Raw genomic sequence first — 14,411 nt, forward strand, 5'->3', positions numbered from 1 at the left:
ATGGTGGCGTGACGACTTCCCCCGTGCCCTCGCAACCCCTCCGGCGCGCAGACCTCTGGTTGCAGATCGTCATCGTCCTCGGGGTCTCCCTCGGTGCGTCCGCGGTGTACGCGGTGCTGGACCTCGCCGAGATGCTGCTGCGCTCCTCGATCGCCGAGAGCTCCACCACGCTGAACCGCTCGCTGAGCGACGTTCCCGTGACCGACGCGCTGCGGCAGCTGACCGGGATCGGGTTCGCGCTCGTGCCCGTGCTGCTGGCGCTGTACCTGCTGGCCGGGGGTGCCCAGGCGATCCCCGCACTGCTGCACCGGATCGGGGTGGACGGGCGGCGGCCGCTGCGGGACACAGCGTGGGGCGTCGCCCTGTTCCTGGTCATGGGCGGTGGCACGCTCGGGCTCTACCAGGCGGGCCGGGCACTCGGGGTGACGGCGCAGATCACCACCTCGACCGTGGACCTGACCTGGTGGACGGTGCCGCTGCTCGTGCTCTCCGCCGTGCGCCACGCCCTGGTGGAGGAGGTGGTCGTGGTGGCGTTCCTGTGGGACCGGCTGCGCCGCCTCGGGTGGAGCTGGTGGGTCGTGGCGCTGGCCTCCGCCCTGGTGCGCGCGAGCTACCACCTGTACCAGGGGATCGGCCCGGCCCTGGGCAACCTGGTCATGGGGCTCGTCTTCGTGTGGCTCTACCGGCGCCGCGGCCGCCTGCTTCCGCTGCTGATCGCGCACGCGCTGCTGGACACGGTGGGTTTCCTGGCCCCGCAGCTGCTCGCCGGATGAGCGTGCGTCATGCGGCTTGACGCGCGGGGCGTCCGCTTCAGAGAATGAAGACATAGGTCACGAGAGTCAGCGACAAGCCCCAGCTTGCTGACCGGCAACCCTCCTACCGCGGTGGGGTGCCCTGGGTGAGGACCTGGCCGGATGGTCGACCGACCACCCCGGCAAGCGCGGGTCATGGCTGCCCGGTCGCGTCACGGGCACCGTGCGCGCCACGGCCGGACCCCTGATCCTTGGAGAAGGAGTGCGGCCATGACCACCACCCCCACGCCCGAGAACCCCCAGGACTGGTCCTTCGAGACCCGTCAGATCCACGCCGGGCAGAGCGCGGACCCCGTGACCGGGGCGCGTGCGCTGCCGATCTACCAGACCGCGTCCTTCGTGTTCCCGGACGCGGACACCGCCGCCGCCCGGTTCGCGCTGCAGGACCTGGGCCCCATCTACTCGCGGCTGACCAACCCGACCACCGAGGTCGTGGAGAACCGGATGGCATCCCTGGAGGGCGGCGTCGGCGCCCTGATGGTCGCCTCGGGGCAGGCGGCGACGACGCTCGCGGTCCTCAACCTCGGCGGCGCCGGGACCCACGTGGTCGCGAGCCCCTCGCTCTACGGCGGCACCTACAACCTGCTGCGCCACACGCTCGCGCGCCTGGGTGTGGAGACCACGTTCGTGACGGACCCGGACGACCCTCAGCAGTGGCGGGACGCCGTGCGCCCCAACACCGTGGCGTTCTTCGGCGAGATGATCCCGAACCCTCGCAACGACGTCCTGGACGTCGAGACCGTGGCCGCCGCCGCGCACGAGGCGGGCGTCCCGCTGATCGTGGACAACACCATCGCCACGCCCTACCTGGTGCGGCCCATCGAGTGGGGCGCGGACATCGTGGTGCACTCCGGGACCAAGTTCCTGGGCGGGCACGGCACGGCGATCGGCGGCTTCATCGTGGACGCCGGACGCTTCGACTACGGCAGGGACCCGCAGCGCTTCCCCGGTTTCAACGAGCCGGACGAGACGTACGACGGTCTGGTCTACGCGCGGGACCTCGGCGCGGACGGCGCCTTCGGGGTGAACCTCTCCTACGTGCTCAAGGCCCGCGTGCAGCTGCTGCGGGACCTGGGCGCGTCCATCTCTCCGTTCAACGCTTTTCTCATCGAGCAGGGCATCGAGACCCTCTCGCTGCGCGTGGAGCGCCACGTGGCGAACGCGGAGAAAGTGGCGCGCTGGCTCGAGTCCCGCCCCGACGTGCGCTCGGTCTCCTACGCGGGCCTCGAGTCCTCCCCGTGGCACGAGCGCGCGCGCAAGTACGCGCCCGGGGGAGCGGGCTCGGTGCTCGGCTTCGTGCTGGAGGGCGGCAAGGCGGCCGGCACCGCGTTCGTGGACGCTCTCACCCTGCACTCCAACGTGGCCAACATCGGCGACGTCCGCTCGCTCGTGATCCACCCCGCCTCGACCACGCACGCCCAGCTCTCCGAGCGTGAGCAGCTCGCGGCGGGTGTGGAGCCCGGGTTCGTGCGGCTGTCCGTGGGCACGGAGGGCATCGACGACATCATCGCGGACCTCGACCGCGGTTTCGCCGCCGTGGCGGCACTCGGGGACGGCGCGGCCGTTGCTGCGGCAGGTTCCGGGGCAGCGGACGACGACGACGCCGCGGCGTCGGCTCCTGGAGCGGCCGCCGGGCCCGCGAGCGGCACCGGTGGCGCGGCGTCGTCGGCGGAGGACGCGGGGAAGTGAGCATGACCGTCGTGGAGGGAGCGAGGACCGCCCACCGGGACGGCGTCGTGCGCTGGGCGGACGTGGGAGACCTGGTCCTGGAGTCGGGGGTGCTGCTGCCGGGCGTCCGACTGGCGTTCGAGACGTGGGGTGAGCTGAACGCGGACGGCTCCAATGCCGTGCTGGTGGAGCACGCCCTGACCGGGGACTCGCACGTCACGCGCGGGACGGCCGCGGAGCACACCCCGGAGGACGTCTTCGACCCGGCGGCCGCGGACGGCTGGTGGGACGGTCTCGTGGGACCGGGCGCGGCGATCGACACGGAGAAGTACTTCGTGGTGTGCGCGAACATCCTGGGCGGCTGCTTCGGCAGCACGGGCCCCGCGAGCCCCGCCAGGGACGGTGCCCCGTGGGGCTCGCGCTTCCCGCGCATCACCGTGCGGGACACCGTGGCCGCGGAGGCGCGTCTCGCGGACGTGCTGGGCGTGCGGGCCTGGCGGCTCGTCGTCGGCGGCTCGATGGGCGGTGTCCGCGCCCTGGAGTGGGCCGTGACCTGTCCCGAGCGGGTGGAGGCGTGCGCCGTGATCGCGGCGAACGCGCGCGTGGGCGCCGAGCAGCTCGCGTGGGGCCAGGCCCAGACGCTCGCCATCCGGCAGGACCCGTGCTTCCGCGGCGGCGACTACTACGGCGGGCCCTACCCGGAGGCAGGGCTCGGGCTCGCGCGGCGGATCGCCCACATCACCTACCGCAGCGCCCCGGAGCTGCAGACCCGCTTCGGCCGGGCGCCCCAGGGCCGCGAGGACCCCGAGTACGCGAAGGAGGCAGGGCGTGGGCGCTACACGGTGGAGAGCTACCTGGACCACCAGGCCTCCAAGATCGTGGAGCGCTTCGACGCGAACTCGTACCTCAGCGTCAACGAGACCCTGATGTCGCACGACGTCGCCCGCGGCCGCGGGGACCTCCGCACCGCCCTCGCGCGCACGCGCTGTGAGTGGCTCGTGGCCGCGGTGGACTCGGACCGGCTGTTCTACCCGTCCGAGTCAGCTGAACTGGTCGCCGCGCTGCCGGGCGAGCAGGAGCTGCACATGATCACCTCGCCCAGCGGCCACGACGGGTTCCTCATCGAGACCCCCCAGGTGGGCAGGCTGCTGCACCGGACGGTGCTGCGGGACTGACCCGGGTCCGGGCAGCCGAGTCGCTCAGGCGCCCTGCGGGTCCACCGGGACGTCCTCGCCGGCGCCGGGGATCGTGGGGCGGCCGAACTCGGGGCGCTTGGCGGTGATGTTGTCGCCGGAGCTGCGGCGGCGGATGCGGCGGCCCACCCAGGGGACGAAGTACTTGCGGGCCCACACGAGGTCCTCGCCGCGCGCCTGACGCCACGTGCGGGTGGGGCGCGGCGTGAGCTCGCCGGGGACGAGCCCGTGCGCAATGCCGAGGGAGTCCAGGGCCTCGCAGGCGATGAGCTGGTGGCCCAGCGGAGAGAAGTGCAGCCGGTCCGGCGCCCACATGGCGGGATCGCCCAGCTGGTGCAGACCCCACAGGTCCACCATCACGCCGTCGTGCCGGGCCGCGACCACGCGCACGTTCTCGTTCCAGATGGCCACGCGCCCGCGGATGCTGCGCAGCACGGGGGTGTTGCCGATGTCTGGGCCGTCGAACATGACCACGGTGGCTCCGGTCTCGGCGATCTGCGTGATGACGGTGTCCAGACGGGCGGCGATGTCGTCCGGGTCCGCACCGGGGCGCAGCATGTCGTTGCCGCCGGCGCTGATGGTCACGAGGTCCGGGTGCAGCGCGAGCGCGGGTTCGAGCTGCTCGTCCACGATGGGCTGGAACAGCCGCCCGCGCACCGCGAGGTTGGCGTACGCGAAGTCCTCCGTGGTGCGGGCGAGCTCCTCCGCCATGCGGTCCGCCCAGCCGCGGAAGCCGCCGGGGACGGAGTCGTCCGGGTCCCCGACCCCCTCGGTGAAGGAGTCGCCGATGGACACCATGCGGTGCCACGGGTGGATCGCGGGGGAGGCGTCTTCGGAGGCGGTGTCGGCCGCGGACTCGACGGCGGGGCCGACCGCGGACTCGGGGGGAGTGGTCTGGTGCGAGGGGCTCTCATGCATACACGGTGTTCTAGCACGCGAGGCCCGTGGAATCGAGCCGGGCTCGTGCACCGTGCGCGCTCCGTGCCACCATGGGGGGCATGCAGCCTTCTCCCCACGTCATCTGGAACAACGAGCCCGAGGACCGCGCCGCCACACCCCTGGTGGTCCTCTTCCACGGCTACGGCTCGCACGAGCAGGACCTGATGTCCCTGGCCCAGAGCCTGCCGCCGGAGTTCAGCTACGCCTCCGTGCGGGCACCCGAACGGGCCGGGATGGGCTTCCAGTGGTTCCCGCTGTCCCAGGAGCTGGGCTTCACGACCGACGCCGTGGTGGCCGCCGCGCAGGGCGTGCTGCCGTGGCTGCGTGAGGAGTCCCAGCTGCACACGCACGTCATCCTGCTCGGCTTCTCCCAGGGCATGGCCGTGGCCACGACGATCGCGCGTCACGCCCCCGAGCTCGTGGACGCCGTGGTGGGCCTGTCCGGGTTCGTGGTGCCGGTCCCCGCCGACGACGCCCAGGCCGACTTCTTCCACGACGCCGCCCTGCGCGAGCAGCCGCTGCGGATGTTCTGGGGCCGTGACCCCGAGGACCCTGTGATCCCACCGGCCCTCGTGGATCTCACCGCCGAGTGGGCCCAGGAGCACGCGGACGTGACCAAGGTGCAGTACCGCGGCGTGGGCCACGGGGTCTCACCGCAGGAGATCGGCCACGTGGGGGAGTACCTGCGGGCGCTCGTGGGCTGAGCCCGCTCGCTCACTCTGCGACTAGGCGCACTCCCGGCAGCTCCGAGCCCTCGACCCCCACGGTGTCCCCCGGGTGCAGCTGCGCACCCCGGCGGGTCTCCACCGCGCCGTTGACCAGCACGCGGCCCTCGGACACGAGGGTCTTGGCGTCGTGCCCGTCCTCCGCGAGGTTGGCCAGCTTCAGGGCCTGACCCAGGCGGATCATGTCGTCGCGGATCGGCAGCTCTTCGTACGTCTCATCACTCATGCCCCCATTGTCTCAGGCGCTCCGAGGCGAAGGCGCGGCGGGGCGGACGGGTGACAGGGCGGCGTCGTGCGCGAAAGTAGTTGCACGTCCAACGATGTGCGGATACGTTCGGGGAGACGTGCATCACACCCGAGCCCCAGGAGCAGTCATGACCCTCGTTCCCCACTTCGTTGCCGGTCGCAGGGTCGAGGGCGGCTCAGGGCGGACCCAGGACGTCTACAACCCGGTGCAGGGGACGGTCAGTGCCCAGGTGCCCCTGGCCACGGCGGAGGAGGTCTCGGAGGCCGTGACCGCCGCGGAGCGCGCCTTCCCCGAGTGGTCCGGGCTCAACGCCCAGCGCCGCGCCCGGATCCTGCTGAAGTGGGTGGACCTCATCAACGAGAACATGGACGAGCTGGCCACCCTGCTGTCCAACGAGCACGGCAAGACCTTCCCGGACGCGAAGGGCGACATCCAGCGCGGCATCGAGGTGGTGGAGTTCGCGGCCGGTGCCCCGCACCTGCTCAAGGGTGAGTTCTCCACCGGCGCCGGAACGGGTATCGACGTGCACACCCTGCGCCAGCCCCTGGGCGTGGTTGCAGGGATCACCCCGTTCAACTTCCCGGCCATGATCCCGCTGTGGAAGACCGGCATCGCGCTCGCCGCGGGCAACACCTTCGTGCTCAAGCCCTCCGAGCGGGACCCCTCCGTTCCCGTGCGGCTCGCGGAGCTGGCCCTGGAGGCCGGGATGCCCGCGGGCACGCTGAACGTGGTCCACGGGGACAAGACTGCGGTGGACGCGCTGATCGAGGACCCGCGGGTGCGCGCCATCGGGTTCGTGGGCTCCACGCCCATCGCCCAGTCCATCTATAGTGCGGCGGCAGCGCACAACAAGCGGGCGCAGTGCTTCGGCGGCGCCAAGAACCACATGGTGATCATGCCGGACGCGGACCTCGAGCAGGCCGCGGACGCCCTGATCGGTGCCGCCTTCGGCTCGGCCGGTGAGCGGTGCATGGCCATCTCCGTGGCGGTGCCCGTGGGGGAGGCCACCGCGAACACCCTGCGGCGGCTGCTCGAGGAGCGAATCGCCGGGCTCACTCTGGGGCCCTCGCTGGAGGAGACCTCGGACTTCGGGCCGGTGGTCAGTGCGCAGGCGAAGGACCGCATTGAGTCGTACATCGCCGCGGGCGTCGAGGAGGGCGCGGAGCTCGTGGTGGACGGCCGCGGTGCCACGGTGGACGGGTACCCGGACGGCTTCTGGGTGGGGGCCACCCTGTTCGACCACGTCACCACCGACATGAGCATCTACCGCGAGGAGATCTTCGGCCCGGTGCTGTGCATCGCCCGCGCCGCGGACTACGAGGAGGCCCTGCGCCTGCCCAGCGAGCACGAGTTCGGCAACGGCGTGGCCATCTTCACCCGGGACGGGGACACCGCCCGCGACTTCACGACCCGCGTGGACGTGGGCATGGTGGGCGTGAACGTCCCCATCCCCGTGCCGATCGCCTACTACACCTTCGGCGGCTGGAAGGCCTCGGGCTTCGGGGACCTCAACCAGCACGGCACGGACGGGCTGAAGTTCTACACCAAGACCAAGACCGTCACCACGCGCTGGCCCTCCGGGGCTAAAGAGGGCGCGAGCTTCGTGATGCCCGCGGGCAGCTGAGCCGCGCGGCGTCGTCGCTGCCACCACCACCGCCACCCCCGGAACGAGGACCGTCATGACCGAGACCACCAGCCAGCAGCTTCCCGCCGTCGCCTTCCTGGGCCTGGGCCACATGGGCGGGCCGATGGCCCTGAACCTCGTGAAGGCCGGGGTCCGGGTCACCGGCTACGACGTCGTGCCGGAGGCGTGCGACGCCGCGCGCGAGGCAGGGCTGGAGGTGGCCGGCTCCGCGCAGGAGGCGGTGCGCTCCGCGGACGTGGTGCTCACCATGTTCCCGGCGGGCGTGTTCGTGAAGGAGGCCTACGAGGGGGTCGACGGCGCCGAGGGTCTGCTCGCCGCGGCCCCCGTCGGTGCCACGTTCCTGGACTGCTCCACCATCAACATCTCCGAGGCGCAGGAGGTGGCGCAGCTCGCCCACGCGGCGGGTTTCACCGCGGCGGACGCCCCCGTCTCCGGCGGAGTGGTGGGTGCCACCGCGGGGACGCTCGCGTTCATGATGGGCGCGGAGCCGGAGGTGTTCGAGCGAGTGCGGCCCCTGCTGGAGATCATGGGCGGGCGCGTGGTGCACTGCGGCGGCAACGGCATGGGCCAGGCCGCCAAGATCTGCAACAACATGATCCTGGGCGTGTCCATGGTGGCGGTCAGCGAGGCGTTCGTGCTCGCCGAGAGACTGGGGCTGGAGCACCAGGCGATGTACGACGTCGTTTCCCACGCCTCCGGCCAGTGCTGGGCCCTGACCACCAACTGCCCGGTGCCCGGCCCGGTGCCCACGAGCCCGGCCAACAACGACTACGAACCGGGATTCGCCGGGGCGCTGATGTCCAAGGACCTCACCCTCGCGGCCACCGCCCTGGACGAGACTGGCACGGAGGCGCCCATGGGGCGGCTGGCGGCGGAGCTCTACGCGCAGTTCGTGAAGGACGGCCAGGCGGGCACGGACTTCTCCGGGATCATCACGACCCTGAGGGAAGCGTCCAGGAAGAGTTCCGGGGAGGGTTAGCGCGAGGGCTCGCGGGGATGGTTCTCGTGAGCGGTGTCGGGCCGGTCCCCGGGAGGGGCGAAGTCCCCGGAGCGCGCCCGGAAACCGCTCAGCGCGGCCACGACCGCCTCGACCTCCTGCTCCTCGAAGCCCGTGGCGAGGAACAGCTCCTCCTCCTCGTTCAGTGCGCGGGTGGCCCGTGCCACCACGTCGAGCCCCTCCGGCGTGAGCACCACGTTCACGGCGCGGCGGTCCGAGCTGACCGGCTCGCGGCGCACCAGTCCCGCGTGCTCCAGCCGGTCCACGGCGTTGGTGATGGACGTGGGGTGCACCTGCAGCAGGGCGCTCGCCTTCTTCATGAGCATCCTGTGCTCCCGGGTGAAGCTCAGCAGGGCCAGCACCTCGTAGCGGGAGAAGGTGAGCTTGAACGGCCTGAGGATCCGGTCGGCCTGTGCGAGCAGCAACTGCTGCGCCCGCATGATCGAGGCCACCGCGGCCATGGGCCCCGCGGCCTGCGTCCAGCCCTCGCGCTCCCAGTTGCGCCGGGCGTCGGCAATGGGGTCACGGGGGAGCGGCTCGTGCTGTGGCATGGCCGCATTCTACGGGGCGGCGTCTGCCGGCCGTGGCGGAGGGAAGCGCGGGCCAGTCCATCGAGTGTGATCCAGGACACCACAAAATGCATTCCTCCGGTATGGTCGGACGTACCACTATCGACCTGCCCACTACCCCGAGGACCAGGATCATGACCGTGACCGCAGCATCCCCGCGCACCGCCCCCGACGTTCCCTCCGAGTCCCCGGCGCAACCGCCCGAGTCCCTGGCCCAGCCGCCCGTGGGCCCGGAGAACGTCGCCCGTGCCCTTCCCGATGCCGACCTCCTGCACCTCGAGCACGACCTCCCCGCCCCCGAGCGGGAGCGGCTGCGCGCCATCCAGGAGCACCTGCTGTCCGTGGTGCGCCCCGGCAGCACGGAGGCGTGGAACCGCGAGGAGCTTCCCGTGGAACTGTTGCCGGGGCTCGCGGAGCTCGGTCTGGGGCGGCTCGCCCTGGACGGCTCCTCCCGGCTGTTCCAGAACCTCGTGCACGCGCAGATCGCCCGGGCGGATCTCTCCCTCTCAGCACTGCTCGGCATCCACAACGAGCTGATCGTGGGCACGCTCACGGCCTTCGGCTCGGAGGAGCAGAAGCGCACGTGGCTGCCCGGTCTCACGCAGCTGACGCAGCTGGGCGCGTTCTGTCTCACTGAGCCCGAGCACGGTTCGGACATCGCCGGGGGACTCTCCACGACCGCCACCCGTGACGCGGACGGCTGGGTGCTCAACGGCTCCAAGCGCTGGATCGGCCTGGGCACGGTCGCGGACCTCGCCCTCGTCTGGGCGCGGGACACCGCCGACGGCCGGATCAAGTGCTTTGCCGTGGACACCTCCCTGCCGGGGTACTCCGCCACCAAGATCGAGCACAAGATCGGGCTGCGGATCATGCAGAACGCGGACGTGGAGCTCACGGACCTGCGCCTGCCCGCGGATGCGCTGCTGCCGGGGGCTGCGGACTTCGGGGCCACCAAGGACCTGCTCAGGGACTCCCGGGCGTGGGTCGGGTGGCAGGCCGTGGGTGCACAGCAGGCCGTCTTCGACATCCTGCGCGAGTACACGCTGACCCGCGTCCAGTTCGGCCGGCCGATCGCGAGCTTCCAGCTGGTGCAGCAGGTGCTCGCGGAGGTCGCGGGCAACCTCGCGGCGAGTGCCGGGCTGATGGCACAGGTGACGCGCGTGCAGGACGCCGGGGAGATGGAGATGATGCACGCCGCGCTCGCCAAGTCCACGGCCACCCGCCTGGCCCGGCACTCCGCCGCCCAGGCCAGGGACGCCCTCGGCGGCAACGGCCTGCTCAGTGACCACGGGATCGCCAAGATCATGGCGGACATCGAGGCCATCCACACCTACGAGGGCAGCTACCACATCAACTCGCTCATCGTGGCCCGCGCCCTCACGGGCATCTCGGCGTTCGTCTCCTGAGGTGCGGCACGCCGACGACGCCGCCACGCGGCGTCGTCGGCCCCGGAGCCCACGCCCCACGAGCCTGCGGTCCGTGGTTAGGCGAGCGCCAGAGCACCTCGCTACGCTTGTCCCTGACTCGCTCTCCCGTGCCCAGGGGGAGCACACCCCAGACCGATTCCCCACGCGCGTGCACGGCGAGGCCGCGCGAGAAACGGATGTGAGACCGCATGGCACCCAAATCCACCCTGGACAATGTCATCTCCCTGGCCAAGCGCCGGGGCTTCGTGTTCCAGGCGGGTGAGATCTACGGCGGTTCGCGCTCCGCGTGGGACTACGGGCCCCTGGGTGCGGAGCTGAAGGAGAACATCAAGCGCGAGTGGTGGCAGACCTTCGTGCGCGGCCGGGCGGACATGGTGGGCCTGGACTCCTCGATCATCCTGCCGTCCGCGGTGTGGCAGGCCTCGGGGCACGTGGAGACGTTCACCGATCCTCTGGTCGAGTCCCTGCACACGCACAAGCGCTACCGCGCGGACCACCTGCTGGAGGCGTACGAGGCCAAGCACGGCCACCCCCCGGTGAACGGGCTGGCGGACGTCAAGGACCCGGAGACGGGCCAGGACGGCAAGTGGACCGAGCCGCAGCAGTTCTCCGGCCTGATGAAGACCTTCCTGGGCCCCGTGGACAACGAGGAGGGCAAGCACTTCCTGCGCCCGGAGACCGCCCAGGGGATCTTCGTGAACTTCCTCAACGTGGTGACCGCCGCGCGGAAGAAGCCGCCGTTCGGCATCGGGCAGATCGGCAAGGCGTTCCGCAACGAGATCACCCCGGGCAACTTCATCTTCCGCACCCGCGAGTTCGAGCAGATGGAGATCGAGTACTTCATCCACCCGGACGAGGCGAAGAAGTACTTCGACGAGTGGGTCGAGGCGTGCTGGAACTGGTTCGTGGACCTGGGCGTGAACCCGGACAACATGCGCCGCTTCGACGTCCCCGAGGACGACCGCGCGCACTACTCGGACGGCACCATCGACATTGAGTACCGCTTCGGCTTCCAGGGCTCCGAGTGGGGCGAGCTGATGGGCGTGGCCAACCGCACGGACTTCGACCTGTCCAACCACACCGAGGCCTCCGGCACCAAGATGCAGTACTTCGACCAGGCCTCCGGCGAGCGCTACACCCCGTACGTGATCGAGCCGTCCTTCGGCCTGACCCGCTCCATGATGGCGTTCCTGGTGGACGCGTACGTGGAGGACGAGGCGCCCAACACCAAGGGCGGCGTGGACACCCGCACCGTGCTGCGCCTGGACCCGCGTCTCGCGCCGGTCAAGGCCGCGGTGCTGCCGCTGTCCAAGAAGGAGGACCTGCGCCCCGCCGCGCAGAACCTGGACGCCGAGCTGCGCCGCCGCTGGAACATCGACTACGACGACGCCGGGGCCATCGGGCGCCGCTACCGCCGCCAGGACGAGATCGGCACGCCGTTCTGCATCACCGTGGACTTCGACACCCTGGAGGACCAGGCGGTAACCATCCGCTCCCGGGACGAGATGACCCAGGAGCGCGTGGGCCTGGACCGCGTGCAGCAGTACCTGGCCGAGCGCCTGGAGAAGTAGGAGCCGCATGAGCATCGACTACCGCCCCTGGCAGGAGGACGACGACCTCCGCCTGCTCGAGCTGTGGCCCGACGCCGACTCCGCACCCGCCCAGGCGTTCCGCGCCCGGCTCGGTGCGCAGGACCAGAGCGGCTTCGCCGTGACGCTCGTGGCCACCGACGACGACGTCCCGGTCGCCGCCGGGGTCTGCTACGCCTCCGTGTGGCACCCGCAGCGGCTGTGGCTGTACGTGGAAGTCGCCCCGGACCACCGGCACGAGGGCATCGGCCGGGAACTGGTGTCCCGGCTGCGTGCGGCCGCGTCCGAGGGCGGGGCGGGCGCGAGCGCCCTGCGCACCCGCGTGACCCCCGAGTCCACGGGGGAGGGCTTCGCCCGCTCCCTCGGCCTCGTGGAGGCCATGCGCTCGCGCGTGGTCCGCGTGGACGCCGGCGCCCTGCCGCTGCCCACCCTGCCCACGAACCCGGACGGCTCGGACGCCGAGTCCGTGGGGGACCTCGCCACGGGATCGGTCGAGCTCACGCGTGCCGTGGAGGCCTTCTACCGTGCGGTGCACGCGTGGGACCCCGTGGGGGACGTGAGCATCGGTGCCGTGAACAAGCAGTTCCTCTCGGACACCGCCGGAGCCTACGGCGCCGTGGTGCTGCGCCGGGGTGTCACGGCGGAGGGCGGGCAGGGCTCACAGGGCGAGATCGCGGCCTTTGCCGTGAGCTACCGGCCCTTCGACCCGGCCAACCCGCACGACGAGCCCATGCCCAACGAGGTCGCGGACGTGCTGCTGGGCTACGTGCCCGGTGCCGCCGGTGCCACGGAGGCCCAGACGGGTGCCGCCCTGGAGACCCTGCTGGCGCTGCTCGTGAGCGACTACCCGGTGGAGATCGAGGTGGACGACTCCATGGGCCCGCTCGTGACCGTGGTGGACAACCTCCTGGACGCCGGTGTGGCCCGGGTGGTCACCGAGACCGAGACGCTGGTCCTGGACTAGCACTTCCCGCGAGAGCCCTCTCACCACGCACGCGGCGGGAGGGCTCTCGCGTGCTCAGAACCCCGACCCGTTCCGGCGCGGCCCCTTTCCGTGGTGACCGGCCAGAAGCGAGGGTCGCAGGTGAGGACCGTGGCCGGACGGCCACGGACGAAAGGACCCCGATGCCCGCATCCCCGGTGCGCTCCCGCGAGGACGCCCAGAATGCCGCACCCGCCGCCGCCCAGCCCATGAGCGGACGGCTGCGGCTGATCGCCACGGTGGCCACGTGCGGCGGGCTGCTGTTCGGCTACGACACCGGCGTGATCAACGGTGCGCTGCCCTCCCTGGTCTCCGACCTGCGGCTCACCCCGTTCCTGGAGGGCCTCGTCGCCTCGATCCTGCCGTTCGGGGCGGCCTGGGGAGCGGCGTTCGGCGGCCGGCTCGCGGACCGGGTGGGGCGGCGTCGGACGCTGCTGGTGCTCGCCGTCGTCTTCGTGCTCGCGACCGTGGGCTGCGCGGCGGCACCCACCGTGACCGCGCTCGTGGTGGCGCGCGCCGTGCTGGGCCTGGCCGTGGGAGCCTCCTCCGTGATCGTGCCCGTGTTCCTCGCAGAGCTGGCCCCGGCGCACCTGCGGGGCCGGCTGGTCGCCCAGAACGAGCTGATGCTCGTGGGCGGGCAGGCGCTCGCGTTCGTGTGCAACGCGGGGCTGGCGACGGCGTTCGGGGACGTCCCCCACGTGTGGCGGTACATGCTCGTGCTGGCCACACTGCCGGCCATCGCGCTGTGGATGGGGATGGTCGTGGTGCCCGAGTCCCCGCGCTGGCTGGCCCGCCACGGCCGCGGCGAGGAGATGGTCCGGGTGCTGCACCGCATCCGGGAGGACGCCTACAGCGAGACCGAGGCGCGCACCGTCCTGGAACTCGCCGCGCAGGACGCCGCCCGGCCCGCCGGCAGGCTCACGGACCTCGTGCGCGTGCCCTGGATCCGGCGGATCTTCGTGCTGGGTGCGTCCATGGCGGTGATCAACCAGATCTCCGGGATCAACGCGATCCAGTACTACGGCGTGAGCGTGCTGCAGGACACCGGCTTCGGGGGCAACGGTGCGTTCTACGCCAACATCGTGCCCGGCCTCGTGGGGGTCGCCGCGGTGGCACTGGCCATGCACCTGCTGCGCCGCGTGGGCAGGCGCCGGATGCTGCTCACGGGACTGGCCGGCACGGCGTCGTCGTTGACGGCCTTCGCCCTGGTCTACCTGCTGCTGCCCGACGGGAACCCGGCGCGGCCGTGGCTCGTGCTCGCCTGCATCGTGGTGTTCGTGGGCTTCGAGCAGTGCTGCGTGGGAACGGTCACGTGGCTGTACATGTCCGAGATCTTCCCGCTGTCCGTGCGCGGCGTGGGCATGGGGGCGTGCGCGTGGCTGCTGTGGATGATGACGTTCGTGGTGGGGCTGAGCTTCCCGCTGCTCACCCAGGCGCTGGGCGCGGGGTTCACGGTGCTGATCTTCGTGGCCCTGCAGCTCGTGGCCATCGTCTGGGTGAGGCGGGTGGCCCCCGAGACCAGGGACCGGACCCTTGAGGAACTCGAACAGCACTTTCGCTGCGGGTAGTGGACAATGGTGTGTCGCACCGCGGCCGTGCACCGCGCCCTGCCCCGTCC

At 71.6% G+C, this 14,411-nt stretch carries 13 protein-coding genes and 1 riboswitch; of the genes, 10 read left to right on the forward strand and 3 right to left on the reverse strand.

Translation table 11 applies throughout. The features are described from left to right. The first annotated feature begins 8 nt into the window (after window positions 1–8). The 3 genes from KVA01_RS09285 (at window position 9) to metX (ending at window position 3,655) form a co-directional block, all read left to right on the forward strand. Entirely contained in the window at window positions 9–773 is a 765-nt protein-coding gene (locus KVA01_RS09285; RefSeq protein ID WP_068470670.1) for a CPBP family intramembrane glutamic endopeptidase, read from the forward strand. A gap of 55 nt (window positions 774–828) precedes the next feature. Next, a riboswitch (SAM riboswitch) is annotated at window positions 829–947 on the forward strand. 75 nt (window positions 948–1,022) lie between these two features. Next, window positions 1,023–2,501 carry a bifunctional o-acetylhomoserine/o-acetylserine sulfhydrylase gene (locus KVA01_RS09290; RefSeq protein WP_141269921.1) on the forward strand — a complete coding sequence of 493 codons (1,479 nt, stop codon included), beginning with the start codon at window positions 1,023–1,025 and terminating at the stop codon, window positions 2,499–2,501. Window positions 2,502–2,503: 2 nt separating this feature from the next. Beyond that, on the forward strand, window positions 2,504–3,655 hold the full coding sequence (metX, locus tag KVA01_RS09295; RefSeq protein WP_141269923.1) for a homoserine O-acetyltransferase MetX: 1,152 nt from the start codon (window positions 2,504–2,506) through the stop codon (window positions 3,653–3,655). 24 nt (window positions 3,656–3,679) lie between these two features. Here the strand turns inward: metX and KVA01_RS09300 are convergent, their stop codons facing one another. Next, window positions 3,680–4,591 (reverse strand): SGNH/GDSL hydrolase family protein, encoded by a 912-nt coding sequence (locus tag KVA01_RS09300; protein ID WP_082810445.1) that lies wholly within the window; start codon window positions 4,589–4,591, stop codon window positions 3,680–3,682. 80 nt (window positions 4,592–4,671) lie between these two features. On the opposite strand from KVA01_RS09300, the gene KVA01_RS09305 reads away from it, so the two are divergent. Next, window positions 4,672–5,316 carry an alpha/beta hydrolase gene (locus KVA01_RS09305; protein WP_068470880.1) on the forward strand — a complete coding sequence of 215 codons (645 nt, stop codon included), beginning with the start codon at window positions 4,672–4,674 and terminating at the stop codon, window positions 5,314–5,316. Window positions 5,317–5,326: 10 nt separating this feature from the next. Here KVA01_RS09305 and KVA01_RS09310 read toward each other — a convergent pair whose 3' ends face one another. Further along, window positions 5,327–5,563: an RNA-binding S4 domain-containing protein gene (locus KVA01_RS09310; RefSeq protein ID WP_068470676.1), complete on the reverse strand. Its 237-nt coding sequence runs from the start codon at window positions 5,561–5,563 to the stop codon at window positions 5,327–5,329. Between the two features lie 148 nt (window positions 5,564–5,711). On the opposite strand from KVA01_RS09310, the gene KVA01_RS09315 reads away from it, so the two are divergent. Both KVA01_RS09315 and mmsB read left to right on the forward strand, forming a co-directional pair. Next, window positions 5,712–7,208 carry a CoA-acylating methylmalonate-semialdehyde dehydrogenase gene (locus KVA01_RS09315; protein ID WP_141269925.1) on the forward strand — a complete coding sequence of 499 codons (1,497 nt, stop codon included), beginning with the start codon at window positions 5,712–5,714 and terminating at the stop codon, window positions 7,206–7,208. Between the two features lie 55 nt (window positions 7,209–7,263). Continuing rightward, a complete protein-coding gene (mmsB, locus tag KVA01_RS09320) occupies window positions 7,264–8,208 on the forward strand; it encodes a 3-hydroxyisobutyrate dehydrogenase (RefSeq protein WP_141269927.1) in 945 nt (314 codons plus the stop codon). On the opposite strand, the gene KVA01_RS09325 is transcribed toward mmsB, so the two are convergent. Then, complete coding sequence (locus tag KVA01_RS09325) at window positions 8,205–8,777, reverse strand: MarR family winged helix-turn-helix transcriptional regulator (RefSeq protein WP_141269929.1); 573 nt, start codon at window positions 8,775–8,777, stop codon at window positions 8,205–8,207. The genes mmsB and KVA01_RS09325 overlap by 4 nt on opposite strands. A gap of 152 nt (window positions 8,778–8,929) precedes the next feature. Between KVA01_RS09325 and KVA01_RS09330 the strand changes: the two genes are divergently transcribed. The 4 genes from KVA01_RS09330 (at window position 8,930) to KVA01_RS09345 (ending at window position 14,361) form a co-directional block, all read left to right on the forward strand. Further along, window positions 8,930–10,201: an acyl-CoA dehydrogenase family protein gene (locus tag KVA01_RS09330; protein WP_141269931.1), complete on the forward strand. Its 1,272-nt coding sequence runs from the start codon at window positions 8,930–8,932 to the stop codon at window positions 10,199–10,201. A gap of 209 nt (window positions 10,202–10,410) precedes the next feature. Next, a complete protein-coding gene (locus KVA01_RS09335; RefSeq protein ID WP_068470683.1) occupies window positions 10,411–11,793 on the forward strand; it encodes a glycine--tRNA ligase in 1,383 nt (460 codons plus the stop codon). A gap of 7 nt (window positions 11,794–11,800) precedes the next feature. Further along, the gene (locus KVA01_RS09340; RefSeq protein WP_141269933.1) at window positions 11,801–12,775 is read left to right on the forward strand and encodes a GNAT family N-acetyltransferase; all 975 of its coding nucleotides are present in this window, start codon (window positions 11,801–11,803) and stop codon (window positions 12,773–12,775) included. A gap of 161 nt (window positions 12,776–12,936) precedes the next feature. Further along, on the forward strand, window positions 12,937–14,361 hold the full coding sequence (locus KVA01_RS09345; protein ID WP_141269935.1) for a sugar porter family MFS transporter: 1,425 nt from the start codon (window positions 12,937–12,939) through the stop codon (window positions 14,359–14,361). Window positions 14,362–14,411: the final 50 nt, after the last annotated feature.

The organism is Kocuria varians, assembly GCF_006539885.1.
Taxonomy (GTDB): domain Bacteria; phylum Actinomycetota; class Actinomycetes; order Actinomycetales; family Micrococcaceae; genus Kocuria; species Kocuria varians.

Coding starts and splice junctions, on each gene's coding strand:
- KVA01_RS09290 (WP_141269921.1), top strand. CDS start 1,023: ATGACCACCACCCCCACGCCCGAGAACCCCCAGGACTGGTCCTTCGAG.
- metX (WP_141269923.1), top strand. CDS start 2,504: ATGACCGTCGTGGAGGGAGCGAGGACCGCCCACCGGGACGGCGTCGTG.
- KVA01_RS09300 (WP_082810445.1), bottom strand. CDS start 4,591: ATGCATGAGAGCCCCTCGCACCAGACCACTCCCCCCGAGTCCGCGGTC.
- KVA01_RS09305 (WP_068470880.1), top strand. CDS start 4,672: ATGCAGCCTTCTCCCCACGTCATCTGGAACAACGAGCCCGAGGACCGC.
- KVA01_RS09310 (WP_068470676.1), bottom strand. CDS start 5,563: ATGAGTGATGAGACGTACGAAGAGCTGCCGATCCGCGACGACATGATC.
- KVA01_RS09315 (WP_141269925.1), top strand. CDS start 5,712: ATGACCCTCGTTCCCCACTTCGTTGCCGGTCGCAGGGTCGAGGGCGGC.
- mmsB (WP_141269927.1), top strand. CDS start 7,264: ATGACCGAGACCACCAGCCAGCAGCTTCCCGCCGTCGCCTTCCTGGGC.
- KVA01_RS09325 (WP_141269929.1), bottom strand. CDS start 8,777: ATGCCACAGCACGAGCCGCTCCCCCGTGACCCCATTGCCGACGCCCGG.
- KVA01_RS09330 (WP_141269931.1), top strand. CDS start 8,930: ATGACCGTGACCGCAGCATCCCCGCGCACCGCCCCCGACGTTCCCTCC.
- KVA01_RS09335 (WP_068470683.1), top strand. CDS start 10,411: ATGGCACCCAAATCCACCCTGGACAATGTCATCTCCCTGGCCAAGCGC.
- KVA01_RS09340 (WP_141269933.1), top strand. CDS start 11,801: ATGAGCATCGACTACCGCCCCTGGCAGGAGGACGACGACCTCCGCCTG.
- KVA01_RS09345 (WP_141269935.1), top strand. CDS start 12,937: ATGCCCGCATCCCCGGTGCGCTCCCGCGAGGACGCCCAGAATGCCGCA.